The organism is Amycolatopsis sp. cg9 (assembly GCF_041346945.1).
In the GTDB taxonomy this organism is placed as follows: Bacteria; Actinomycetota; Actinomycetes; order Mycobacteriales; family Pseudonocardiaceae; genus Amycolatopsis.
Map to the genome: position 1 here is coordinate 4,778,584 of NZ_CP166850.1, position 22,532 is coordinate 4,801,115.

General features: G+C 72.4%; 20 protein-coding genes. 9 read left to right on the forward strand and 11 right to left on the reverse strand.

Annotated features, from left to right (window positions below; all coding sequences use genetic code 11):
- Positions 1-23 precede the first annotated feature (23 nt).
- A complete protein-coding gene (locus AB5J73_RS22880) occupies positions 24-1,817 on the forward strand; it encodes a penicillin-binding transpeptidase domain-containing protein (protein WP_370972061.1) in 1,794 nt (597 codons plus the stop codon).
- 23 nt (positions 1,818-1,840) lie between these two features.
- The gene (gene map / locus AB5J73_RS22885) at positions 1,841-2,698 is read left to right on the forward strand and encodes a type I methionyl aminopeptidase (RefSeq protein ID WP_370972063.1); all 858 of its coding nucleotides are present in this window, start codon (positions 1,841-1,843) and stop codon (positions 2,696-2,698) included.
- Between the two features lies 1 nt (position 2,699).
- On the opposite strand, the gene AB5J73_RS22890 is transcribed toward map, so the two are convergent.
- From AB5J73_RS22890 to AB5J73_RS22910, 5 genes are all read right to left on the reverse strand, one after another.
- Positions 2,700-3,503 carry an ABC transporter permease gene (locus tag AB5J73_RS22890; protein ID WP_370972065.1) on the reverse strand — a complete coding sequence of 268 codons (804 nt, stop codon included), beginning with the start codon at positions 3,501-3,503 and terminating at the stop codon, positions 2,700-2,702.
- Complete coding sequence (locus AB5J73_RS22895; RefSeq protein ID WP_370972067.1) at positions 3,503-4,459, reverse strand: ATP-binding cassette domain-containing protein; 957 nt, start codon at positions 4,457-4,459, stop codon at positions 3,503-3,505. The genes AB5J73_RS22890 and AB5J73_RS22895 overlap by 1 nt, the downstream gene beginning before the upstream one ends.
- 26 nt (positions 4,460-4,485) lie before the next feature.
- Positions 4,486-5,328, reverse strand: coding sequence for a DUF4097 domain-containing protein (locus tag AB5J73_RS22900; protein WP_370972069.1), 843 nt, complete (start codon positions 5,326-5,328; stop codon positions 4,486-4,488).
- Positions 5,329-5,403: 75 nt separating this feature from the next.
- The gene (locus AB5J73_RS22905) at positions 5,404-5,892 is read right to left on the reverse strand and encodes a hypothetical protein (protein ID WP_370972071.1); all 489 of its coding nucleotides are present in this window, start codon (positions 5,890-5,892) and stop codon (positions 5,404-5,406) included.
- A 91-nt stretch (positions 5,893-5,983) separates the two neighbouring features.
- Entirely contained in the window at positions 5,984-6,667 is a 684-nt protein-coding gene (locus AB5J73_RS22910; RefSeq protein WP_370972073.1) for a FadR/GntR family transcriptional regulator, read from the reverse strand.
- A 48-nt stretch (positions 6,668-6,715) separates the two neighbouring features.
- Between AB5J73_RS22910 and AB5J73_RS22915 the strand changes: the two genes are divergently transcribed.
- The 3 genes from AB5J73_RS22915 (at position 6,716) to AB5J73_RS22925 (ending at position 10,784) form a co-directional block, all read left to right on the forward strand.
- Complete coding sequence (locus AB5J73_RS22915) at positions 6,716-7,945, forward strand: CynX/NimT family MFS transporter (protein ID WP_370972075.1); 1,230 nt, start codon at positions 6,716-6,718, stop codon at positions 7,943-7,945.
- Between the two features lie 51 nt (positions 7,946-7,996).
- Positions 7,997-8,893 carry an XRE family transcriptional regulator gene (locus AB5J73_RS22920; RefSeq protein ID WP_370972077.1) on the forward strand — a complete coding sequence of 299 codons (897 nt, stop codon included), beginning with the start codon at positions 7,997-7,999 and terminating at the stop codon, positions 8,891-8,893.
- A gap of 85 nt (positions 8,894-8,978) precedes the next feature.
- Positions 8,979-10,784 (forward strand): proprotein convertase P-domain-containing protein, encoded by a 1,806-nt coding sequence (locus AB5J73_RS22925; RefSeq protein WP_370972079.1) that lies wholly within the window; start codon positions 8,979-8,981, stop codon positions 10,782-10,784.
- Positions 10,785-10,830: 46 nt separating this feature from the next.
- On the opposite strand, the gene AB5J73_RS22930 is transcribed toward AB5J73_RS22925, so the two are convergent.
- Together AB5J73_RS22930 and AB5J73_RS22935 are read right to left on the reverse strand one after the other, a co-directional pair.
- A complete protein-coding gene (locus tag AB5J73_RS22930) occupies positions 10,831-12,225 on the reverse strand; it encodes a mycothione reductase (protein ID WP_370972081.1) in 1,395 nt (464 codons plus the stop codon).
- 95 nt (positions 12,226-12,320) lie between these two features.
- Positions 12,321-13,184, reverse strand: a complete 864-nt coding sequence (locus tag AB5J73_RS22935) for a M15 family metallopeptidase (protein ID WP_370972083.1) — start codon at positions 13,182-13,184, stop codon at positions 12,321-12,323.
- Between the two features lie 166 nt (positions 13,185-13,350).
- On the opposite strand from AB5J73_RS22935, the gene AB5J73_RS22940 reads away from it, so the two are divergent.
- Both AB5J73_RS22940 and AB5J73_RS22945 read left to right on the forward strand, forming a co-directional pair.
- Entirely contained in the window at positions 13,351-14,169 is an 819-nt protein-coding gene (locus AB5J73_RS22940) for a trypsin-like serine protease (RefSeq protein ID WP_370972085.1), read from the forward strand.
- A 17-nt stretch (positions 14,170-14,186) separates the two neighbouring features.
- Positions 14,187-14,621 (forward strand): GNAT family N-acetyltransferase, encoded by a 435-nt coding sequence (locus AB5J73_RS22945; protein ID WP_370972087.1) that lies wholly within the window; start codon positions 14,187-14,189, stop codon positions 14,619-14,621.
- A 92-nt stretch (positions 14,622-14,713) separates the two neighbouring features.
- On the opposite strand, the gene AB5J73_RS22950 is transcribed toward AB5J73_RS22945, so the two are convergent.
- From AB5J73_RS22950 to AB5J73_RS22960, 3 genes are all read right to left on the reverse strand, one after another.
- A complete protein-coding gene (locus AB5J73_RS22950; protein WP_370972089.1) occupies positions 14,714-15,889 on the reverse strand; it encodes an 8-amino-7-oxononanoate synthase in 1,176 nt (391 codons plus the stop codon).
- Between the two features lie 100 nt (positions 15,890-15,989).
- Positions 15,990-17,597: a DEAD/DEAH box helicase gene (locus tag AB5J73_RS22955; RefSeq protein WP_370972091.1), complete on the reverse strand. Its 1,608-nt coding sequence runs from the start codon at positions 17,595-17,597 to the stop codon at positions 15,990-15,992.
- A gap of 325 nt (positions 17,598-17,922) precedes the next feature.
- On the reverse strand, positions 17,923-18,882 hold the full coding sequence (locus AB5J73_RS22960; RefSeq protein ID WP_370972094.1) for an RIO1 family regulatory kinase/ATPase: 960 nt from the start codon (positions 18,880-18,882) through the stop codon (positions 17,923-17,925).
- Positions 18,883-19,154: 272 nt separating this feature from the next.
- Here AB5J73_RS22960 and AB5J73_RS22965 point away from each other — a divergent pair, with 272 nt between their 5' ends.
- Entirely contained in the window at positions 19,155-20,687 is a 1,533-nt protein-coding gene (locus tag AB5J73_RS22965; protein ID WP_370972096.1) for a phytoene desaturase family protein, read from the forward strand.
- 6 nt (positions 20,688-20,693) lie between these two features.
- On the opposite strand, the gene AB5J73_RS22970 is transcribed toward AB5J73_RS22965, so the two are convergent.
- Positions 20,694-21,581 carry an MBL fold metallo-hydrolase gene (locus tag AB5J73_RS22970; RefSeq protein ID WP_370972098.1) on the reverse strand — a complete coding sequence of 296 codons (888 nt, stop codon included), beginning with the start codon at positions 21,579-21,581 and terminating at the stop codon, positions 20,694-20,696.
- Positions 21,582-21,663: 82 nt separating this feature from the next.
- Here AB5J73_RS22970 and AB5J73_RS22975 point away from each other — a divergent pair, with 82 nt between their 5' ends.
- Positions 21,664-22,515, forward strand: coding sequence for a LysR family transcriptional regulator (locus AB5J73_RS22975; RefSeq protein WP_370972100.1), 852 nt, complete (start codon positions 21,664-21,666; stop codon positions 22,513-22,515).
- Positions 22,516-22,532: the final 17 nt, after the last annotated feature.

The following is a 22,532-nucleotide window of genomic DNA, read 5'->3' on the forward strand; positions in this document are numbered from 1 at the left end:
TGCTGACCAGGCATCATCCCGCCATGAGTGCACGTCGACACCGCGGTGTGCTCGCGGTGCTGCTGCTCGCCGCCGCGACCACGGCCGGGTGCTCGGGCGACGGTCCCGAGGACGCCCTCTCCGCCTTCCTGGACGCCGTCGCGTCCGGGGACGTCGCCGGCGCCGCGGCGCACACCGACTCGCCCGAAGCCGCGAAGACCGTGCTGAGCCAGGTCCGCGGCGTGCTCGACCCGGAGTCCCTCGACGTCGACGACGAAGAGGTGAAGCAGCCGGACGGCGACGTCGTCACGGCCGGCTACCGGCTCACCTGGCACCTGCCGCACGGCCGCAGCTGGTCCTACCGCGCCGACGCGCAGCTGCGCGCGGCCGAGAACGGCTGGCAGGTGCACTGGCAGCCGACCGTCGTGCACCCGCAGCTGGCCGTCGGCCAGACCCTCGGCGTGCTGCCCCAGCTGCCGGAGACGGCGCCGGTGCTCGACCGCGACGGCGTGCCGCTGATGCGCCCGCAGACCGTGATCGGCGTGGTCGTCGACCCGCAGAAGGCCGGTGACCCGAGTGCGGTCGCCGGGATGCTCGCGAAGGCGCTGCACCGGTACGAACCGTCGGTCACCGGCCGGTCGGTGCTCGACGGGATGAGCAAGACCAAGCCCGGTGACGCCTACCCGGTGATCAGCCTGCGCGCCGGCGACTACCAGCGGGTCAAGCCGGTGATCTACGACCTGCCCGGCGTCCGCTTCGCCAGCCAGGAGCGGCTGCTGCCGGTGACCCGCGGGTCCGGGCAGCAGGTCCTGCCGGGCATCCGCGCGCTGGTCGAGCAGGAGCTGGCCGGGGCGGCGGGCTGGCGGATCGTCACCCGGGACGTCACCGGGGGCGAGGCGGCCGAGCTCAAGGCCGAGCCGCCGCGCCCCGCGCCCGCCGTGACGAGCACGCTCAGCGCGCGGATCCAGGTCGCCGCGGAGAAGGCCCTCGAGCCCGAGGAGTACCCGGCCGCGCTGGTGGTGATCCAGCCGTCGAGCGGCGACATCCTCGCCGTGGCGCAGAACGACGCCGCCGACGACGAGGGGTCGCTCGCGCTGTCCGGGCGCTACCCGCCGGGGTCGACGTTCAAGATCGTGACGGCGGCGGCCGCGCTCTCGGCGGGGGACGTCGACGCGGGCAGCCCGGTCGACTGCCCCGGCACCACGACGATCGAAAACCGGGTCGTGCCGAACGAAGGCCGCTTCGACCTGGGCCGGGTCCCGCTGACGACGGCTTTCGCGCGGTCCTGCAACACGACGTTCGCCCGGCTCGCGGCGGGCCTCCCGGCCTCGGCGCTGACCGACACCGCCCGCTCGTTCGGGCTCGGCGCCGACTTCGTGGTCCCCGGCCTGACCACGGTCACCGGCGCCGTCCCGGCCAGCGACTCGGCCGTCCAGCGCGCCGAGAACGGCTTCGGCCAGGGCACGGTGGTGACCAGCCCGTTCGGCCTGGCGCTGGTCGCGGCGACCGTGCAGGCCGGGAAGGTGCCGACGCCGTCGCTGGTGAGGGGCATGCCGGCGAGCACGAAGAACGTCGGCGACGCGCCGTCCCAGGAGGTCCTCGACGCGCTTCGCGGGATGATGCGCGAGGTCGTCACCAACGGCACCGCGACCGGCCTGCGGGACATCCCCGACGTCGCGGGCAAGACCGGCACCGCCCAGTTCGGCGACGGCTCCCGCTCGCACGGCTGGTTCGTCGGCTACCGCGGCGACCTGGCGTTCGCCGTGCTGCTCACCGAAGCGGGCTCGTCCAAACCGGCGGTGCAGGCGGCCCACCGGTTCCTGGCGGGGATCGGCTGAGCGGGCCGTCGTAAAGTGGGGGCATGTCCGTTCGTGCCCCGCTGGTTCCCGGCGTCCAGACGCCGCGCCGTGACGTCCCCAGTTCCATCGCCCGTCCCGAGTACGTGGACAAGCCGGCGCCGAAGCGGGACACCGGCAACGGCGTGCGCACGCCCGAGGTGATCGAGGCGATGCGGATCGCGAGCCGGATCGCGGCGCAGGCGCTGGAGGAGGGCGGCAAGGCGGTCAAGCCGGGCGCCACCACGGACGACATCGACAAGGTGGTGCACGAGTTCGTGCTCGACCACCACGCCTACCCCTCGACGCTGGGCTACCGCCACTTCCCGAAGTCGTGCTGCACCTCGCTGAACGAGGTCATCTGCCACGGCATCCCGGACTCGACGGTGATCGAGGACGGCGACATCTGCAACATCGACGTCACCGCCTACATCGGCGGCGTCCACGGCGACACGAACGCGACGTTCCTGGCCGGCGACGTCTCCGAGGAGGCCCGCCTGCTGGTCGAGCGCACCCGCGAGGCGACGCTGCGGGCGATCAAGGCGGTCCGGCCGGGCCGCCGGCTCAACGTGATCGGCCGGGTCATCGAGTCCTACGCCAAGCGCTTCGGCTACGGCGTGGTCCGCGACTTCACCGGCCACGGCGTCGGCCCCGCGTTCCACACGCCGCCGACGGTCCTGCACTACGAAGAGCCCTCCGTCGACACGATCATCGAGGAGGGCATGACCTTCACGATCGAGCCGATGATCACGCTGGGCACCATCGACTACGACATCTGGTCCGACGACTGGACCGTCACCACGAAGGACAAGAAGTGGACCGCTCAGTTCGAGCACACCCTCGTGGTGACGGCCGACGGCAGCGAGATCCTCACGCTGCCCTGAGTCAGTGGCTCGTGGCCTTCTTGTAGCAGCGCACCGAAAGCGGCACGAAGATCGCCAGCAGCAGCGCGATCCACAGGACCGAAGCGAGCACCGCGTGCTGCATCGGCCAGACGTCGTGCACCGGCATCGACGCGCTGGTGTTGCCGAACAGCTCCCGCGCCGCCTGCGTGATCGCCGAGACCGGGTTCCAGTCCGCGATCACCCGCAGCGGCGTGGGCAGGCGGCCGCTGTCGACGAACGTGTTGGCCAGGAAGGTGAGCGGGAAGATCGCCACGCTCGAGACGTTGTTGAACACCTCGGGCTTGCGCACGGCCAGGCCGAGCGTCCCCATCACCCACGACAGCGCGTAGGCGAAGGCGAGCAGCAGGACGACGCCCCCGAGCGCCTCGAGCGGGCCGGTGTGGATGCGCCAGCCGACCAGCAGGCCCACGATGCCCATGATGAGCAGGCTCGTCACGTTGAGGATCAGATCCGCGGTGGTCCGCCCGATCAGCACCGCAGCCGGCGACATCGGCAGGGATCTGAACCGGTCGATGATGCCCTTCTGCAGGTCGTCGGTCAGCCCGTAGCCGGTGACGATGCTGCCCATCGCCACCGCGAGGGTGAAGATCCCCGGGAGCATGAACTCGCGGTACGACATACCCGGGATGTCGATCACGCTGCCGAAGACGTAGCCGAAGAGCAGCACGAACATCACCGGCATGAACACGATGGACCCGAGCAGGTCCAGCGAGCGGACGATCTTGATCGAGTTGCGCTTGGCGACGGTCACGCCGTCGGTCACGGCCATCTGCACCGCGTTCATCACACGGCCTCCTTCGCGGTCTCGGCCACCTCGTGACCGGTCAGGGACAAGAAAACGTCGTCGAGGGTGGGGCGGCGGACACCGACGTCGCGGACGTCGACGCCGTCGGCGGCGAGCAGGGCGAGCGCTTCGGTAAGCGCTTTCGCGCCGTGGGTCACGGGCACGATGAGCCGGAACGCTTCGGCCTGCGGCTCGCCGCTGGCCAGCCGCGCCAGCGCCCGCCGCGCCACCTCGACGTCGGCGTGCGTGCCGACGGTCAGCTCGATCCGCTCGCCGCCGACGAGGTCCTTGAGCTCGTCGGCGGTGCCGCGGGCGATCACGCGCCCGTGGTCGACGACGGCGATGCTGTCGGCCAGCCGGTCGGCCTCTTCGAGGTACTGGGTGGTCAGCAGCAGCGTCGTGCCGCCCGCGACCAGTTCGGTGATGACGTCCCACAGCTCGGTGCGGGCGCGCGGGTCGAGCCCGGTCGTGGGCTCGTCGAGGAACAGCACCGGCGGGTTGGCCACGAGCGCGCCGGCCAGGTCGAGCCGGCGCCGCATGCCGCCGGAGTAGCCCTTCACCGGCCGGTCGGCGGCCTCGTCGAGGCTGAACCGGGCCAGCAGCTCCCGGCCGCGCGCTTTGGCCCGCTTGGTGCCCAGGTGGTACAGCCGCCCGACCATCTCGAGGTTTTCGGCCCCGGTCAGCTCCTGGTCGACGGCCGCGTACTGGCCCGACGCGCCGATGTGCGAACGCAGCTCGTGCGCGTCCTTCACGACGTCGAACCCGGCGACCGTCGCGCGGCCGGCGTCCGGCTTCTGCAGCGTCGTGAGGATCTGGACGGTCGTGGTCTTCCCGGCGCCGTTCGGCCCGAGCACGCCGAGCACGGTGCCCTCCGGGACGCGCAGGTCCATCCCGTCGAGGGCGGTGACGGAGCCGTACTTCTTGACGAGCCCTTCGGCCACGATGGCGTCTGGCATGGTCTTCCCCTTCTCTGTGCGGAGTTTCAGGCCCGGCGGATGACGATGTCGCCGGTGTAGGTGTGGGCTTTGACCTCGACCGTTTCGGTGGTCCCGCCGGGCCCCTCGGAGGGCGTCAGCGTGTTGCGCACGGAGCCGGTCAGGGAGTTGAGCTCGAGCCAGGCGGCGCTGCCCTCGCGGACGCCGACCTCGATCTCGCCGACCGCGGTCTCGAGGACGACCGAGTCGCGCATGACCTCGTTGAGCCGGATGTCGCCGGACGCGGTCTTGGCGTGCACGCCGGCGTGGGCGAGGACGACGAAGATGTCGCCGTTCGCGGTGCTGACCCGCAGGTCGCCGGTGACCTCGCCGACACGGGTCTCGCCGTTGGAGTTCTTCAGCACGGCGGTGCCGTCGATCTCGCGGATCCGCAGCTCGCCCGAGCCGGTGCCGGCCTCGACGTGCCCGGTGGCCCGCTCGACGGAGACGTCACCGGTGGCGGTGCTCGCCTCGAGCCGGGCGGCCTCGTCGAGGTGGATGTCGCCGACCGAGGTCTTGATGCGGCTGTCGCCGACCCGGCCGCTGACCCGGATGTCGCCCATGGCGGCCGTGGACTTGAGGCGCGAGCCGGCGGGCAGCTCGACCGTGACGTGCAGGGAGCCGCCCTTGCCCCACAGCTTGGTGGCGTACTTCGGGCCCTTGACCAGCAGCTCGCCGCTCGCGAACTCGACGCGGGTCTTGGCGACCGCCTTCACGTCCTCGGGTTCGGACGGGTCGGCGGGTTCGACCTCGACGGTGGTTTCCGCGCGCTCGCCGGCGACGATCCGGATGTCGGCGATGCTGACGTCGATCGTGGCCGAGATCGGCTCGGGGGTGGCGAAAACGGGCATGGCTGCGCCCTCCTGGGGTGCTCGGGTGACGTCTCCGCAGGTCGGAGACGTGGGGGTGAACGGAAGAGGGGTGGGTTACTGAACCCAGCCGGTGTACTTCTCGCCGAAGACCGACCGGCGGTGCGGCTGGCTCTTGCCGGGACCGAGGGCGGCGCTCGCGGCCCGCACGAGCCAGGCGTTGATCGAGAGCATTTCCCGGTTCGCGGCCTCTTCGACGCGCTGCTTGAGCGTTTCGGGCAGCCGGAGGTTGACCCGGGCGACGGCGCCGTCGTCGGCTTCCGGGGGCACCGGGGGTGTCTCCTGGGGCGGCGGTTCGGGCGCGGCCGGCAGTGCGACGGCGAATTCGGCTTCGCGGCGGCGCAGGCGCACCTCGACGGAGCCGGGGGCGAGGTCACGGGTGATCTCGTCGGCCGCGGCGGAAAGGGCGTCGAGCAGGGTGAGCCGGATCGCCGATTCGAGCGGCGCGGTGAGCCGCTCGGCCAGGGCGACGGCTTCCTCGCCCGCCGCTTCGGCGGCGACCGCGAGCTCCCGGCGGAGTTCGTCCACGAAGGGCGTCAGGTCCATGGCACAACTATGGCGCCACAGTGGTGCCACGACAACCCTGAATTGGCACCCTTAGGGGTCGATCCTGGTGCCACCGTGGTGATTGCGCAGGTCAGGCGTGTTCGATGCGTGCCAGGAGCTCGTCCAGGAAGCCGCACGCCTCGGCGGTGGCCCGCTCGGCGTCCTGATCGGCGATGGCCCGGGCGAGGCCCTCGTGGCCGATTTCGGGCACGTGCTCCGCGCCCGGCGTGATGCTGGACGTCGCCGCGACGCTGGCCGTGATGACCTCGGTGAGCCCGCGGTACAGCTCGGTGAGCAGCCGGTTGTGGCCGGCGCGGACGACGGCGCAGTGGAACTCCGCGTCCGTGCGCGCGAAGTCCTCCCAGCGCCCGTCGCGCAGCTCGGCCTCGCGGCGGGAGAGCAGGGCCCACAGCTCGGCGACCTCTTCTTCGGTCCGCTCGGCGGCGGCCAGGCGCGCGCCTTCGACCTCGAGGGTGCGCCGGACCTGCAGGACCTCGCGCAGCTCCGACCCGCAGAGCCGCCGGATCGCGCCGGACACCTCACTCGTGGCGCGCACGTACGTGCCGTCGCCCTGCCGGACCTCCAGCAGGCCGGTGTGGGCGAGCGCGCGCACGGCCTCGCGGACGGTGTTGCGCCCGACGCCGAGCTGGTCGACGAGCTCGGCTTCGGTGGGGATGCGTTCGCCGATGGGCCATTCGCCCTGCGTGACCGCGGTCCGCAGCTGCTCGATGACCTGGTCGACGAGGCCTGCTCGCCGGGTGGTGGCCAGAGGCACAGGATTATCCCTTCATCCAATCATCCTACGTATGCGATAGTAGCCGTCATGCGCGTCGAACACCGTGAATCCGGCCTCGAACCCGAACTGGACGGCGCCGTGGAGTTCCGGACCCCGGGCGTGGTCGCCGCCGGGGCGCTGCTCGCGGTCGCCGTGGTGCTCACCGCCCTCAACCTGCGCCCGGCCATCACCGGCGTCGGCCCGATGCTCGCGGAAATGCGCCAGGACCTGGGGACGTCCGGCGTCTGGGCCGGCGTGCTCACGACGTTGCCGACGCTGTGCTTCGCCGGCGCCGGGCTGGCCGCGCCGCTGCTCGCCCGCCGGGCCGGGATCGGCGCCGCCATCGCGCTCGCGCTGGGCACCCTCGCGGCCGGGCTCGTGCTGCGCGTGGTCGACGGCCCGGCCGTGGTGCTCGGCGGGACGCTCGTGGCCACCGCCGGCATCGCCCTGATCAACGTGCTGATCCCGGTGGTCATCAAGGACTCCTTCCCGGCCCGCATCGGCGTCATGACCGGTGTCTACACCGCGGCCCTCCAGGGCGGCGGCGCGCTCGGGTCGGCGGTGACCCCGCAGCTCGGCGACGCGTTCGGCGGCTGGCGCCCGGCCCTGGGCAGCTGGGCCGTGGTGGCCGTCGTCGCGTTGCTGGCGTGGATTCTCGCAGCCCGCGGCACCGGCAAGGCACCGAGGCACGGCGACGCCGCCGAGGGCGGCCGGTCGCTGCTGCGCAACCGCCTGGCCTGGATCGTCACGGTGTTCTTCGGCCTGCAGGCGTTCTACGCCTACGCGGCGATGGGCTGGTTCCCGCAGGTGCTGATGGACGCGGGCGTGTCCCGCGACGACGCCGGCCTGCTGTTCGGCCTGGTCTCGCTGATCGCCGTGCCGATCAGCCTCTTCGTCGCGCCGATGGCCGCCCGGCAGCGCGGGCAGGGGCCGTGGATCGCGGCGCTCGGCGTGTTCGGGTTCGCCGGCACCGCCGGGCTGATGTTCGCTCCGGCGTGGTCGCCGCTGCTCTGGAGCCTGCTGATCGGGCTCGGCATGAGCGTGTTCTCGCTGGCCCTGACCGTCATCGCGCTGCGGGCGCGGACCGGCGCGGACACCGCCCGGCTGTCCGGGATGGCGCAGGGCTTCGGCTACCTGTTCGCCGCGCTCGGGCCGTTCCTCTTCGGCCTGCTGCACGACCTCGCGGGCGGCTGGACCGTGCCGCTGGCGATGCTGCTCGGCCTGCTCGTCGTGCAGGTGGTGTTCGGCGCGCTCGCCGGCCGCCGCCGGTTCGTCTGATTCTTAACTGTTAACAGTTTCGCCGGGGCGGGCGCGGCTTAAGATCGTTCGGTGGCCGTGCCGTCCCCCGACCTCGGGGCGTTGCTGCGCGAGGGCCCGTTCGACGCCGCCCTGCGCGCGGCGATCCGCGCCCGCGGGCTGAGCCTGGACCGGCTCCGCGAACACCTGCGCACCCGCGGCGTCTCGGTGACGACGGCGACGCTGAGCTACTGGCAGTCCGGCCGCAGCCGCCCGGAACGGCGGGAGTCGGTGCGCGGGCTGCGGCAGCTCGAAGCCGTCCTGGAGGTGCCGGCCGGTTCGCTCGTCGCCTTGCTCGGCCCGCCCCGCGCGCGCCGGTCCGCGGCCGCGGAGATCGGCCGGTTCTGGCCGGACGAACGGCGGATCGACGCCGCGGTGTCCGATGTGGACACCCGGTGGGACGAGCGGCTGACCCGGCTCAGCCAGCACGACGTCGTCACCGTCGGAGCCGGCCGCGAGGAGCTGGAGTTCCGGTCGCGGCAGGTGCTGCGGGCCGAGGCCGACGGCCCGGACCGGTGGGTGGTGATCCTGCACCTGGACGAGCACGACCGGCCGCTGCCGGAACTGCGTTCGCTGCGCGGCTGCCACCCCGGCCGCAGCGTGCTGAAGCCCGAAGACGGCCTCCTCGTCGTCGAACTGCTCTTCGCCCGTCCCCTCGAACGCGGCGAAACGGTGATCACCGAGCACACGCTCGTGAACCGCGCGCCGTACCCGGTCGCGACGAACTACGAACGCAAATTCCGGCTCCCGGTCCGCGAATACGTACTCGAAATCCGGTTCTCGCCGGACGCGGTCCCGCCGGTCTGCCGCCGCTTCGCCGAACCCGGCGAAGAAACCGAAGTGATCCCGGAAGCCGGTGCGGTGCACGGGGTCGCGCTCAACTTCGGCCCCGGCCGGTACGGCTTCGAATGGGATTGGCCCGCCAGTTAACTGTTAAGGACTTCCGGATCTTCAACGCGGGCTTTCCGGCGGCTTACCGTCTGCGCACTTCCTTCGCCGAATCGAGGAGAAACCGATGCGCAGATTCGTTTCCGTCGCCGGCGTGGCCGCGATGGCCGCACTCGGGCTGGGTTTCGCGCCCGCCGAAGCGGCCTCGGACCACCCGGACGCCGAGGTGGCGGGAGTCGCCGCGGCCTTCGGCCTGTCCACGGACCAGGCCCGGACCCAGCTGGCCGCTCAGGACCGCGCCCACCGGCTGGCCGCGACGCTGCCCGGATCGGTCCGCGCGCAGGCCGCGGGGCAGTGGTTCGACGCCGCCGCCGGGAAGCTGACCGTCGCCGTCACCACCCAGGCGGCGGCGGACGAGGCCCGCGCGGCGGGGGCGGCGGCTCAGGTCGTCACCCGGAGCCGGGCCGACCTCGAGCGCACCGACGCGGCGGTCCGCGCGCTGGTCGGCACGGGCGTGCCGGGCGTCTACGGCTGGGGCGTCGACGTCCGCGGCAACGAGGTCGGCGTGGACGTCGACCGGACGAAGAAGACCGCGGCGACCGAGAGTTTCCTGTCGCGCGTAAGGGAAATCGGGGTCCGGATCACCGAAACGGGCTCGTCGCCGCGGCAGCAGTCCGGGACGATCCAGACCGGGAACCCGTGGTGGCCGGGCAGCGAGAGCAACTGCTCGGTCGGCTTCCCGGTGACGGATTCCGGCGGTGCCGAGCACTTCCTGACCGCGGGTCACTGCACGAACGACCGCGACCAGGCCGCGTACGGCGCTTCGGGCCAGCAGAACCGGATCGGCACGTCGAACGTCGGCGGCACCCACAGCGTCAACGCCCGCGAAGGCGACATGGGCGTCGTGGCGGTGACGGAGGCCGGCTGGAACCTGTCGGCGTCGGTCAACACCTGGGGCCAGCCCGCGATCACGCTGTCCGGCGCGGCCGAGGCGATGGTCGGCGATCGCGTCTGCCACTCCGGCAACACCTCGCACTGGCAGTGCGGCGAGGTGAAGTACACGCACAAGTCCGTCGACTACGGCGGCGGCCTGGTCATCGACGACCTCACCTGGACGACGGCGTGCTCCCTCGGCGGCGACTCCGGCGGCGGCTGGCTGCTCGGCGACAAGGCCACCGGCCTGCACGACGGCGGCCCGTCGAAGTGCGTGGACAACCCCTCCGACGGGGACATGTCCCTGTTCCAGCCGGTCGCCGAAGCGCTGAACAAGTGGCAGCTCACCCTCGTCACCGGCGGCGGCACCGGCGACACGACGGCGCCGAGCGCGCCCACCGGCCCGCGTGCCACCGGCACGACCGCGAACAGCGTCTCGCTCGCCTGGGACGCCTCGACGGACAACGTCGGCGTCACCGGCTACGACGTCTACAACGGCTCCGCGCTCGCCACGAGCGTCGCCGGGACTTCGGCGACCGTGACCGGGCTGTCCCCGGACACGGCGTACTCCTTCACGGTCAAGGCACGCGACGCGGCGGGGAACACCTCCGCGGCGAGCCCGGCGGTGTCCGCGCGTACCCAGGCGGGTAGCGGCGCCCGGACGTTGACCAACGACACCGACTACGCGATCCGCGACTACCAGCAGGTCTTCAGCCCGATCACGTCCACCCTGACCGGCCAGGCGGCGATCCCGCTGTCGGTCGCGGTGACGATTCGCCACACCTGCGCCGAAGACCTCGGCGTCACGCTGCTGGACCCGAAGGGCAAGGCGTACGCGCTCAAGTACAGCGGCGGCAGCACGTGCACGCCCTGGACCGGCGCTCGCACCTTCACCGTGCCGGCGGCCGCCTCGCCGGCGTCGGGCAAGTGGCAGCTGCGCGTGACCGACTACGGGCCCGGCGACACCGGCACCCTCGACACCTGGTCGATCACGCTGTAGGGGACCCCCGCGGGCCGGGCGGTCACCCCGCCCGGCCCGCGGCGACTCAGTCCAGGGGCAGGTTGAGCAGGGCGTTCTCGATCAGCTCCGGCATCGCCGGGTGGATCCAGTACTGGCCGCGCGCCATGCTCCGCGCGTCCAGGCCGAAGCTCATCGCCTGGATCAGCGGCTGGATCACCGACGACGCCTGCGGCCCGATGATGTGCGCGCCGAGCAGCTGCCCGGTCGCCGGGTCGGCCAGGAGCTTCGCGAAGCCCGTGGTGTCCTCCATCGCCCAGCCGTACGCGATCCCGGCGTAGTCCTGCTTCGAGGTCACGTAGGAAACGCCCTGTTCGCGGGCCTTCCGCTCGGTGAGCCCGACCGACGCCACCTGCGGGTGGGTGAACACCGCGTGCGGCACGAACCGGTGGTCGGCGGTGATCCGCTCGTCCGGGTGCACCAGGTTGTGCTGCACCACGCGGGCTTCGTGGTTGGCGACGTGCTTCAGTTCGTGCGGCGACGAAAGGTCACCGAGCGCGTAGATGCCCTCGACCACGGTCTCCTGGTAGTCGTCGACCACCACGTGCCCGCTGTCCATTGTGGTCACGCCGGTGGCGGCGACGTCCAGGACGTCGGAGTTCGGCCGGCGGCCGGTGGCGATCAGCAGCACGTCGGCCTCGACGGTTTCGGCGCCCTGCGGTCCTTCGAGGTCCAGCGCGACCCCGCGGTCGGTCTTGCGCGCCCGCACGGTCTTGCGGTCGAGGCGGACGTCGAACCGCTGCGCGGCCAGCTCGGTGAAGCGCGCGCTGATGTCGTCGTCCTCCGAGCGCAGCAGCCGCCCGGACCGGTTGACCAGCGTGACGTGGACGCCGAACGAGGCGAAGACGTGCGCGAACTCGGCCGCGATGTACCCGCCGCCGAGGACGACGATGCGCTCGGGCAGCTCGTCGAGCCGCATCACGGTGTCGGAGGTGTGGTACTCGACGGTCTCCAGGCCGGGGATCTCCGGGACCACCGGACGCCCGCCCGCGGCGAGCACGAACTTGTCGGCGGTCAGCACCTCGTCGGGCCGGCCGTCGGCGAAGCTGACGCGCAGCTCCTTGTGCCCGGTGAAGCGGGCGGTGCCGTCGTAGACGTCGACGTTCGCGTTGTCCTCGTGGCTGCGGCGGTACTCCGCGCCGCCCGCGGCGATCGGGTCGATCCGGCCGAAGATCCGGTCGCGGATGTCGCGCCAGCGCACGCCCTTCAGCTCTTCGTCGACGCCGTACTTCGCGCTGTGCGAAGGCGTGTACGCGACGTCGGCGGCGTACACGAACATCTTCGTGGGGATGCAGCCGACGTTGAGGCAGGTGCCCCCGAACGTGCCCTTCTCGACGATCGCCGTCTTCTTGCCGGCGAACTCCGGGCCGAGGATCGAGTTCCCCGATCCCGTCCCGACGATCACCAGGTCGTAGTGGGGCACTGCATCCTCCGCGGGGTCGGCTCGGTCGGTTCACCCTAGCCAACCGGGTCCGGGGAGCTGGTGTTCCCCGATGTGCTTAACGTCGTATTACGTGGTCAGTGGCCGTTGCCGGTGAAGTGCATCCGGTCCTTCGGGCTGCTCCACGCGCCACCCCAGCTCCAGCCGATCGCGGCGAACGCCCGCACGGTCGCGTCGCCGGCCAGGACCATGCCGGGCCGGCGGTTCGCGCGGTCGACGTACGCCGAGGCCAGCTCGGGCAGCACGAGGTCACCCTGGGTGTAAGGGTTGCAGAACGGGTTGACGTCCACCGCGAGCCCGTAGGCGTGCGCCGACCAGGACGTCTGCCCGCGGGCCGGCCGGCAGACGAACGCGCTGGTCGAGTTGCCGTCGCCGGTCGGCGGCGCGGTGAGCTCGGCCGGGCTGGTCACGCGCATCTCTTCGAGGGGGAAGCGCGCCGCGAAGAGCTGCCCGAACACCTCGGTGATCCCGGCGGCGCCCTTCGCGTTGACCAGCATTTCGCCGGTGTGCGCGCGCCCGTCGAAGCCCCAGAACGACATCGTCAGGTAGCGCAGGTCGCCGGCTTTGACCGGGCAGGCGGCCTGCCAGGTGCTGCGCGCGAGGACGTCGGCGGGCACCGCGCCGATCGTCGACGCGTACCGGCCGCCCGCGGGCGGCGGAAGGAGGTCTTTTGTCGGAAGTGCCCGGTTCACCAGTTCGGGTGGCGTCGGTTCGACCTCGCCGAAGCCGTCCGGGCGCCGGGGGAGTGGCCGGGCACCCACCTGCCAGGTGACGGCGGGCGCGCTCGACGCCGGCATGGGGGCCGTCGCCGGAACCGTCGTCGTGGTCCTCGCCGGAGCGGGTGCCGAGGGTGCTGGTTGCGGCGTCGACGGCACTTCGGAGGCGCACGAGGTCAGCGCCAGGGCCAGGACCGCCCCGAGCACCGCTGCCGTTCGCCGCATCCGGCCAGCTTGGCAGAGGCGGCTGCGGAGCGCGGAGTCCACCCGTTCCAGTGACACCGCTTTGGGCCCACTCCGATTAGGGTATTCAGCGCACGGCGTTCACGCACCGGAGTCGCCCGGGTGCCGAGCGCTCGTTCTTTGCCGTGTCTGATGAGGGGAACGTCCCATGTCCGTGAAGTCCCGTCGATCCCTGCTGCTCGCGAGCGGCGCGCTCCTCGCCGTGGCCGCGGTGGCCGTCCCGGTCGTGGTCGGCACGGCGTCGGCGGACCCCGGATCCGGCAACCAGGCACGGATCGTCGGCGGCGAGAAGGCATCGCTCGGCGACCACCCGTACGCGGTGTACCTGACCGACAGCGGCGGCAACCAGTTCTGCGGCGCGGTGATCGTCAGCTCCACGGCGGTCGCGACGGCGGCCCATTGCGCGAAGGCGGTCGCGAAGCAGGACGTCCGCGTGGTGGCGGGCCGCGAGGACAAGCGCACCGACGACGGCCAGGTCCTCGGCGTCTCCAAGGTCTGGATCAGCAAGGGCTACAGCGACCCGACGCAGGGCGACGACGTCGCGGTCCTGACCGTCCGCGGCCAGCTCGACTACCGGCCCGCGAAGCTGCCGGGCAACGGCGACGCGAGCATGTACGCGGCCGGCACGAAGGCGACGGTGCTCGGCTGGGGCCGCACCGCCGACGGCGGCGCCCGCTCCGATTACCTGCGCAGCGTCGACGTCCCGCTGGTCTCCGACAGCGACTGCAGCGCCGATTACAACGTCTACAACCAGAAGACGATGGTCTGCGCGGGCTACCCCGAAGGCGGCAAGGACGCCTGCCAGGGCGACTCCGGCGGCCCGCTCGTGGTGGACGACACCCTGATCGGCATCGTGTCCTTCGGTGACGGCTGCGGCAAGGCGGGCAAGCCGGGCGTGTACACCCGCGTCTCGGCGTACACCGACGACATCGAAGCCCAGGCCAAGCCGCGCACCCTCTTCCCCTGAGCGTGGTAAGCAGGGGTATGCCGACCCTGCACGACGCGACCGGCCCCGAACTGACGGCCGCCCAGCTCCACGACATCCTCCGTCTCCGCGTGGACGTTTTCGTGGTGGAGCAGAAAGCCGCCTACCCGGAACTCGACGGCCGTGACTTGACGGCGGACACCCGCCACCTCTGGTTCGAGACCCCTTCCGGCGTGGCGTCCTACCTCCGGGTGCTGCAAGACCCCGACGACATCCGTCGCATCGGCCGGGTGGCCACGGCGGCGAACGCTCGCGGCCAGGGCTTGGCGGCCCGGCTGATGGACGAGGCCCTGAAGATCCCGGGCGAGTACGTCCTCGACGCCCAGACGTACGTCCAGGGCTTCTACGCCCGCTACGGCTTCATCGCGGAAGGCGCGGAGTACACCGACGAGGACGGCATCCCGCACATCCGCATGCGCCGCCTCGCCCGCTGACCGCGGGCTTTCCTCGCGCCGACCGCTGTCCCCGCCGAGCCGCTGCCCGCCCGGGTGCCGACGTGCCGAGCCGACATCGACCCGCCACCGGGTCAGGCGATCGCGCCCCGCGGCGCCGTCGCGGTGATCACCTTCACGGCGCGGTCCACATCGGCCTCGGTGAGGTCCGCCCGCGCGGTCAGCCGCAGCCGCGAGATGCCGTCCGGCACCGACGGCGGCCGGAAGCACCCGACGCGGATGCCGTGCTCCGCGCACGCCGCCGCCCACGCCACCGCGGTCTCGGCCGAAGGCGCCTGAACGGAGATGACGGCCGCGTCCGGCAAGCTCGCCTTCAGCCCGGCCGCTTTCAGCGACATCGCCAGGTTGCCCGCGTTCTCGACGACCTTCCCGGCCAGCCCGGGCTCTTCCTTCAACGCGTGCAACGCGGCCAGCGCGGCGGCCGCACTCGCCGGCGCCAGCGCGGTGTCGAAGATGAAGCTGCGAGCCGTGTCCACGAGGTGCTTGATCACGCGACGCGGGCCCAGCACCGCCCCGCCCTGCGCGCCCAGCGACTTCGACAGCGTCAACGTCGTGACGACATCGGGCGCACCCGCGAGCCCGGCCGCGTGAACCGCGCCGCGGCCGCCGTCGCCGAGGACGCCGAAGCCGTGTGCGTCGTCGACCAGCAGCGCCGCACTGTGCTCGCGGCAGATGCCGGCCAGCTCGCCGAGCGGAGCGATGTCACCGTCCACCGAGAACACCGAATCGGTCACCACGAGCGCGCGCGGCTTGCGCCGCGTCGAGAGGGCGTGCTTGATCGCCGACGGCGTCGAGTGCGCGACGGCGGCGACATCGGCGCGCGACAGCCGGCAGCCCTCGATCAGCGAAGCGTGGATGTACTTGTCGGTGACGATCGCGGATTCGGCGCCGGACAGCGCCGTCACCGCCCCCAGGTTCGCGGTGAAGCCGGAGGAGAACACGAGCGCCGCCTGCACCCCGCAGAACCGGGCGAGCTCCAGCTCGAGCTCGGTGTGCAGCTCGGTCGACCCGGTGACGAGCCGGGACCCGGTCGCCCCGGCGCCCCAGCGGAGCGCGGCGGCCGCGGCGGCTCCGGCGACGCGCTTGTCGCGGGCCAGCCCGAGGTAGTCGTTCCCGGCCAGGTCCAGCTCGTCGGCCTGCGCGGGACGCGGCCGCAGCTGCCGCACGAGTCCCGCGTTCGCCCGCTTCTCCGCCTCGACGTCGAGCCAGTCGAAAACCTCATCGGGCGGGAGCGTCGGCGGCGTAGTCACGTCCCGCAGTCTCCCATCCGCGATCCGCGCGGTCGTGCGGCGGCCCCTGGAAACGCCGGGAGCCCCGGACCAGCGGTCCGGGGCTCCCAGGGTGGATCGATCAGCTGTCGTAGCCGCGACGCGGGCCACGGCTCGGGCGGCCGTAGCCACCGCCGTTGCCCGAGCGGGGCTGACGGCCGCGGCCGCCGAAGCCGCCGGGACGGCCTTCGCGGTGGCCGTGGCCCTCGCGAGCGCCCTGGCCGAAGCTGCCGCGGTCGCCGCCGCGGTCACCACGGTCGCCGCCGCCGTAGCCGCCACGGTCACCGCCGCGGTCGCGGTCGCCGCGGTAGCCGCCGCGACCCGAACCGCCGAAGCCGCGGTCGCCGCGGAAGCCACCGCCGCCACGACGCGGGTTCTCGCGCCGCCGCTCGATGACCGGCTCGCCGCTGGGCTCCTGGGCGCCGGTGATGCGGGACAGCGCCTCGTCACCCGGACGGACCATCGTGGACTCGGCGCGCACGCCGGCCCGGTCGGTCATCCGCTTGACCATCCGGCGCTGGTCGTTGGTGACCAGCGTGACGACGACACCGGACGCCCCGGCGCGCGCCGTGCGGCCCGCGCGGTGCAGGTAGTCCTTGTGGTCGGCCGCCGGGTCGACGTGCAGCACCAGCGAGATGTCGTCGACGTGGATGCCGCGCGCCGCGACGTCCGTGGCGACGAGCACCGGCGAGTGGCCTTCCTTGAAGTCGGCGAGGACGCGGTTGCGCTGCCCCTGCGTCTTGCCGCCGTGCAGGGCCTGCGCGTTCACGCCCTGCTCGCGCAGGCGCTCGGTGAGGCGGTCGACGTGGTGCTTGGTCCGCACGAACATGATCGTGCGGCCCTCGCGGGCGCCGATCTGCGTGATGATGTCCTGCTTGTCCTGGTGCGACACCTGGAGCACGTGGTGGTCCATGGTGTCGACGCTCGCGGTCGACGGCGCGACCGAGTGCGTGACCGGGTCGGTCAGGTACTGGCGGACCAGGCGGTTGACGTCACCGTCGAGCGTCGCCGAGAACAGCAGCCGCTGCCCACCCGGCGGGGTGAGGTCGAGGATCTCGCGGACCTGCGGCATGAAGCCCATGTCCGCCATCTGGTCGGCCTCGTCGAGCGCGATGAAGTTGCAGTCGCCCAGGTGCGCGGTGCCCTGCCGGACGTGGTCCGACAGCCGGCCCGGGGTGGCGATCAGCAGGTCGACACCGCGGGAGAGCGCGTCCGCCTGGCGGGCGAAGGCCATGCCGCCGACGGCCGTGCGGCACCACAGGCCGAGCGACTTGGCCAGCGGGGTCAGCGAGTCGGCGACCTGCATGGCCAGCTCGCGGGTCGGGACGAGGATCAGCGCGCGGGGGCGCTTCGGGCGGGCCTTGCCGCCGTCGAGCCGGGCCAGCATGGCCAGGCCGAAGGCCAGGGTCTTGCCGGAGCCGGTCTGGGCGCGGCCCAGCACGTCACGGCCGGCCAGCGCGTCCGGGATGGTCGCGGACTGGATCGGGAACGGGTTGTTGATGCCCGCGTCAGCCAGCGCGCGGAGCAGCGGCTCCGGCAGGCCCAGCTGGGCGAAGGTCTTGGTGGCCACGGTCTCGACCGCGTCGTCGCGCAGCATGTCCCCGCCCGCCGGGCGCTGGCGCGGCTTGCGGTCGGGACGGTCCGCGCGCGCGGACGTCGAGGTGTGGCCGGAGTTGAACGTGACTGTCACAAATGCCTCTCGGACGTGGTTCGTCGCAAGGAGGCCCGAGCTGCCCGCGCGCAGGCAGGGCAAGATGGTGTGCAGTGGGCGTTCACAGGGACGGACCCGGCACACCGTGTCTTTCGCTTGCCGACACTGCGCGCCGCATGGGATTTACGGATCACCGCGAGCCATTCGGTGGCTCTGGAGGCGACGGACACCAACTCATCCACGCCGCCGGTTGCGGTCTGTACATACTGTACCCGAGCCGGAGCTGGGACTACGCATCGAGGTCACCGGTTGTGGGCGGCGTCGCAGACGTGTTCCGCGCCACAGCCGCGACGCCGCCCCGCCCTCACCCGAGCCCGGCGGTGGTCACGAGCTCCGCCAGCAGCTCATCGGTGTTCGTCACGTGCTCGCCGAGCCCGCGGCCGTGGAACCACCCGGCCAGGTTGCGCACGTCCCTGGCCAGGAACTCGGCACCGCCGGGGTTGGCCACGACGTCGACGACCTGCGGCAGGTCGATCACCATCAGCCGCCCCCGGTGCACGAGCAGGTTGTACGCCGAGAGGTCGCCGTGCGCGAGCCCCTCGGCGGCGAGCAGTTCGAGCGCCGCGATGGCCTGGAACCAGAGGTCCTTCAGCTCGTCGGCGTCCGGGCGCACCTGGGCCAGCCGCGGTGCGGCGGTTCCGTCCTCCTCCCCGAGGAACTCGAGGAGGAGCTCGGTCCCGTTGCGCTGCACCGGGTAGGGCACCGGCGCCCCGAGCGTCCACAAGCGACTCAGCGCGGCGAACTCCGCGACGGCCCACTGTTCGGCGATCAGGTTGCGGCCGAACGCGGTGCGGTGCTCGATCGCGCGCATCTCGCGGGAGCGGCGCATCCGCCGCCCTTCGAGGTAGCCCGCGTCGCGGTGGAACAGCTTGTGTTCGTCGCTGCGGTACCGCTTCGCGGCGAGCAGCGTGCCGTCGGTGCCCGGCAGGCCGCGCCGCAGCAGGTGGACGTCGGCCTCCTTGCCGGTCTTGAGCACCCCGAGGTCGGTGTCGACCGCGGCGAGCTCGGTGACCACCCAGTCCGGCCGGGGCCGCGGGCCGTGTTCGGCGTCGTCCCAGGTGGACCAGCGGTCGGCCCCGTCGGGCAGCTGGTTTTCGGTGTAGGCGTCGTCGCGGAGCTTGGCGAGCCGGACGCGCTCACCTTCGGTGAGCCGCCCGCTGCGGGTGGGCTCGGGATCGTCGAACCGCCCGCGCCGGCGCGCTGTGCGACGGCGGGAGGGCTGGTCGTCGAAACGGTCGAAGTCTTCGTAATCGTGCTGGCGCACTGGTGGGTTTCTCCTCGATCAGGGATGCCCCACCGGGCGCGTGGTCAGCTCCAGGGGGCAGGTGGGCAAGGGCGCGAAAGGGCCCGGACATCCATCACGACAGGCACCTCCCTGCTCTTCCGCACCGGCTCCCTGCCGGATGCGTTCAGCTTGCCGGACCGTTCCCCGGCCGCGCAACCGAATAGCGCGAACGGTCCGTTCGTGACGTTTCCTTGAATTCGGCCCGCGGCCGTGGCCACGATGAACCGGCAGGCAGAACAGAGGAGGAGCGGATGGACGCGTACGACGTGGTGATCGTCGGCGGCGGGCACAACGGCCTGGTCGCGGCCGCGTACCTGGCGCGGGCGGGCCGGTCGGTGCTCGTGCTCGAACGGCGGGGGGAGACCGGTGGCGCCGCCGTCTCGTTCCGCGCGTTCGAGGGCGTGGACGTCCGGCTTTCGCGCTACTCGTACCTCGTCAGCCTGCTGCCGAAGAAGATCGTGGCCGACCTCGGCCTCGACGTGGAGCTGCGGCGGCGCCGGATGTCGTCGTACACCCCGTCGGGCGGCTCCGGTCTCCTTGTCGACACGGGCGACGCCGGCCGGACGGCGGCGTCGTTCCGCGCGATCACCGGGTCCACCTCGGATTTCGCGGCCTGGCAGCGGTTCTACGAGCTGACCGAACGTGTCGCCGGGCGCGCGTTCGGCACGCTCACCGAACCACTGTTGTCCGAAGTGGACTTCCGCGACCGGATCGGTGATGACCGGGCGTGGTCCTTGCTGTTCGAACGGCCGATCGGCGAAACGCTCACGTCGTGGTTCGGCGACGACACCGTGCGCGGCGTGGTGCTCACGGACGCGCTGATCGGCACGTTCGCCCCGGCGGACGGCGAGGACCTGCGGCAGAACCGGTGCCTGCTCTACCACGTGATCGGAAACGGCACCGGCGACTGGGACGTCCCGGTCGGCGGCATGGGCGCGGTCACCGGCTCGCTCGCGGCGGCCGCGGCCGCCGCGGGTGCGCGCCTGGTGACCGGCGCGGAGGTGCTCTCGGTGGACCCCGGCGGCGAGGTGCGTTACCGGCGTGACGACGCCGAGCACGTCGTCGTGGGAGGGCACATCCTGGCCAATGTCGCGCCGTCCACGCTGGCGAGGCTGCTGGGCGAGGAGCCGCCGAGCCGGCCGGAAGGTGCGCAGCTGAAGGTGAACATGGTGCTCTCGCGGTTGCCGAGGCTGCGAGACCCGGACGTCGACCCGGCCGAGGCGTTCGGTGGCACCTTCCACGTCAACGAGACCTTCACCCAGCTGGAGGCGGCGTACCGCGAGGCGGCAGCGGGCAGGATCCCCACGCTGCCGCCGTGCGAAATCTATTGCCACTCGTTGACGGATCCGTCGATCCTCGGCCCGGTCGAACGCGCGGCCGGCGCGCACACCCTCACCCTGTTCGGCCTGCACATGCCGGCGCGGCTCTTCGAGGGGCGCAACGAAGAGGCGCGGGAAGCGGCGTTGCGCGCGACGCTCGCTTCCCTCGACAGCGTGCTGGCCGAGCCGATCGAGGACTGCCTGCTGTCCACGCCGGACGGAAAACCCTGTGTGGAAGCCAAAACCCCGCTGGACCTGGAAGCCGAGCTGGGCCTGCCGGCGGGGCACATCTTCCACCGGGACCTGTCCTGGCCGTTCGCCGAGGATCCGGCCCAGGCGGGCCGCTGGGGCGTGGAAACACCGCACGATCGCGTCCTGTTGTGCGGCGCGGGAGCCGCGAGGGGAGGTGGTGTCAGCGGCATTCCCGGCCACAACGCGGCCATGGCGGTCCTCGGCGTCCGGTGACCCGGGTCAGGCGTCGTGTTCGGTGCACAGACACGCGACGCCCGGCTCGATCCACTCCCGGCCGGCCCACTCCGGGTGCCGTTCGACGAGCAGCGACCGGACCTCGGCGACGACCTCGTCCACGCCCATCGCCGAGTCCCGTCGCCGCCAGGTCTCGTCCCGCAGTTCCCGCAGGTAGTCACGGACGTCGGTGAGTACGGCACCGCCACCGACCTCTCCGTGCCCGGGAACCACCACCCGGTGCCCGGCGGCGGCCAGCCGGTCCACGACGGCGAGCCAGCCCACGCCCGAGACGTCGGCGTCGTGCGGCGGGAACCACGGGAAGATCGCGAACTGCCCGGTCTCGGCCAGGTCGCCGGTGAACAGGACACCGGCGTCCGGCACCTCGACGACCTGATCGCCCCGGGTGTGGCCGCGGCCGGTGGGACGCAGCCGGACGGTCCGGCCGCCGAGGTCGAGGTCGTACCCGTCGTCGTAGACGTGGTCGGGAACAGGCAGCCGGACACCGTCGAGGCGCCGGGCGACCACCTCGCCCAGGCCCCGGAACATCTCCAGGTAGCCGGGGCCCTTGGTGACCAGGTCGTCGGCCTGGGCGCGGTTGACCAGGTAGGTCGCCTCGCCGGCGAACACCTGGGCACCGAAGGCGTGCTCGGGGTGGAAGTGGGTCGTGGTCAGGTACAGGCGGCGGCCCTTCGCCACTTCCGTCGCGAAGGCGAGCACCTGCTCGGCGTTGGCGGTGCCGATGCCCGTGTCGACGACGAGGACGGCTTCCGAGCCGCCGACGACGCCGATGTTGGGCACCAGGTCGACCCGGTGGTTGGGGATCACCAGCAGGTCCGGGGCGATCTCCTCGGCGCCGTCGACGCGCACGACGGGATCGGTCAGTTCGGTCATGCCCCGATTCCACCGCCTGCCGGGCGCTGACGTCCAAGACCGGTTCGGTGGTGCCGATACCGGGTGGCTATCGTCGCCGGTCATGGAGCTGCGCACGCTGCGGTACTTCGTGGCCGTCGCCGAAGAACTCCACTTCGGCCGGGCCGCCGCGCGGCTGCACATGAGCCAGCCGCCGCTGAGCCGGGCGATCAAGCAGCTGGAGAGCGACGTCGGCGCGGTTCTCCTGGTGCGCTCCGCCACGGGGGTCACGCTCACCCCGGCCGGGGCGGCACTGCTGGCGGAAGCGCGGTCCCTGCTCGACCAAGCCGACCGCGCCCGCGTGCGCGTGGCCGCGGCGGCGGGCGAAGCGGTGCTCACCGTCGGCATCCTGGGCGACAGCACCGACCCGGACGCGGTCCGGCTCGCCGACACCTACCGGCGGCGCCACCCGGACGTCGAGGTCCGCGTCCGCGACGCCGACCTGACCGACCCGACCTGCGGCCTGCGCACCGGCCTGGTCGACGTGGCGCTGACCCGCGGACCGTTCGACGAGACCGGCTTGGCGGTGCACGAGCTGCGCACCGACCCGGTGGGCGCGGTCCTGCGCGCCGACGACCCCCTGGCCACCCGCGACCACCTCGACCTCGCCGACCTGGCCGGCCGGCGCTGGTTCCGCTTCCCGGACGGCACCGACCCGCTCTGGCAGTCGTACTGGCACGGCGGCGAACCCCGGGAAGGCCCGGTGGTGCGCGCGGTCCAGGAATGCCTGCAGGCGGTCCTCTGGAACGGCACGGTCGGCTTGACCCCGCTCGGCCACCAGCCGCCCGGCGACCTGGTCGTGGTGCCGCTGCCCGCGATGGCGCCGAGCCAGGTGGTCATGGCGTGGCAGAAGGGCACCGCGAACCCCCTGGTCCACTCCTTCGCCCACATCGCGTCAGCGGCGTACCGCGCCTGACCGAGCCCTCGCGACCC

What these genes read in the sequence shown, in the direction of transcription:
- AB5J73_RS22880 (WP_370972061.1), top strand. Translation starts at nt 24, where the DNA reads ATGAGTGCACGTCGACACCGCGGTGTGCTCGCGGTGCTGCTGCTCGCC.
- map (WP_370972063.1), top strand. Translation starts at nt 1,841, where the DNA reads ATGTCCGTTCGTGCCCCGCTGGTTCCCGGCGTCCAGACGCCGCGCCGT.
- AB5J73_RS22890 (WP_370972065.1), bottom strand. Translation starts at nt 3,503, where the DNA reads ATGAACGCGGTGCAGATGGCCGTGACCGACGGCGTGACCGTCGCCAAG.
- AB5J73_RS22895 (WP_370972067.1), bottom strand. Translation starts at nt 4,459, where the DNA reads ATGCCAGACGCCATCGTGGCCGAAGGGCTCGTCAAGAAGTACGGCTCC.
- AB5J73_RS22900 (WP_370972069.1), bottom strand. Translation starts at nt 5,328, where the DNA reads ATGCCCGTTTTCGCCACCCCCGAGCCGATCTCGGCCACGATCGACGTC.
- AB5J73_RS22905 (WP_370972071.1), bottom strand. Translation starts at nt 5,892, where the DNA reads ATGGACCTGACGCCCTTCGTGGACGAACTCCGCCGGGAGCTCGCGGTC.
- AB5J73_RS22915 (WP_370972075.1), top strand. Translation starts at nt 6,716, where the DNA reads ATGCGCGTCGAACACCGTGAATCCGGCCTCGAACCCGAACTGGACGGC.
- AB5J73_RS22925 (WP_370972079.1), top strand. Translation starts at nt 8,979, where the DNA reads ATGCGCAGATTCGTTTCCGTCGCCGGCGTGGCCGCGATGGCCGCACTC.
- AB5J73_RS22935 (WP_370972083.1), bottom strand. Translation starts at nt 13,184, where the DNA reads ATGCGGCGAACGGCAGCGGTGCTCGGGGCGGTCCTGGCCCTGGCGCTG.
- AB5J73_RS22940 (WP_370972085.1), top strand. Translation starts at nt 13,351, where the DNA reads ATGTCCGTGAAGTCCCGTCGATCCCTGCTGCTCGCGAGCGGCGCGCTC.
- AB5J73_RS22945 (WP_370972087.1), top strand. Translation starts at nt 14,187, where the DNA reads ATGCCGACCCTGCACGACGCGACCGGCCCCGAACTGACGGCCGCCCAG.
- AB5J73_RS22965 (WP_370972096.1), top strand. Translation starts at nt 19,155, where the DNA reads ATGGACGCGTACGACGTGGTGATCGTCGGCGGCGGGCACAACGGCCTG.
- AB5J73_RS22970 (WP_370972098.1), bottom strand. Translation starts at nt 21,581, where the DNA reads ATGACCGAACTGACCGATCCCGTCGTGCGCGTCGACGGCGCCGAGGAG.
- AB5J73_RS22975 (WP_370972100.1), top strand. Translation starts at nt 21,664, where the DNA reads ATGGAGCTGCGCACGCTGCGGTACTTCGTGGCCGTCGCCGAAGAACTC.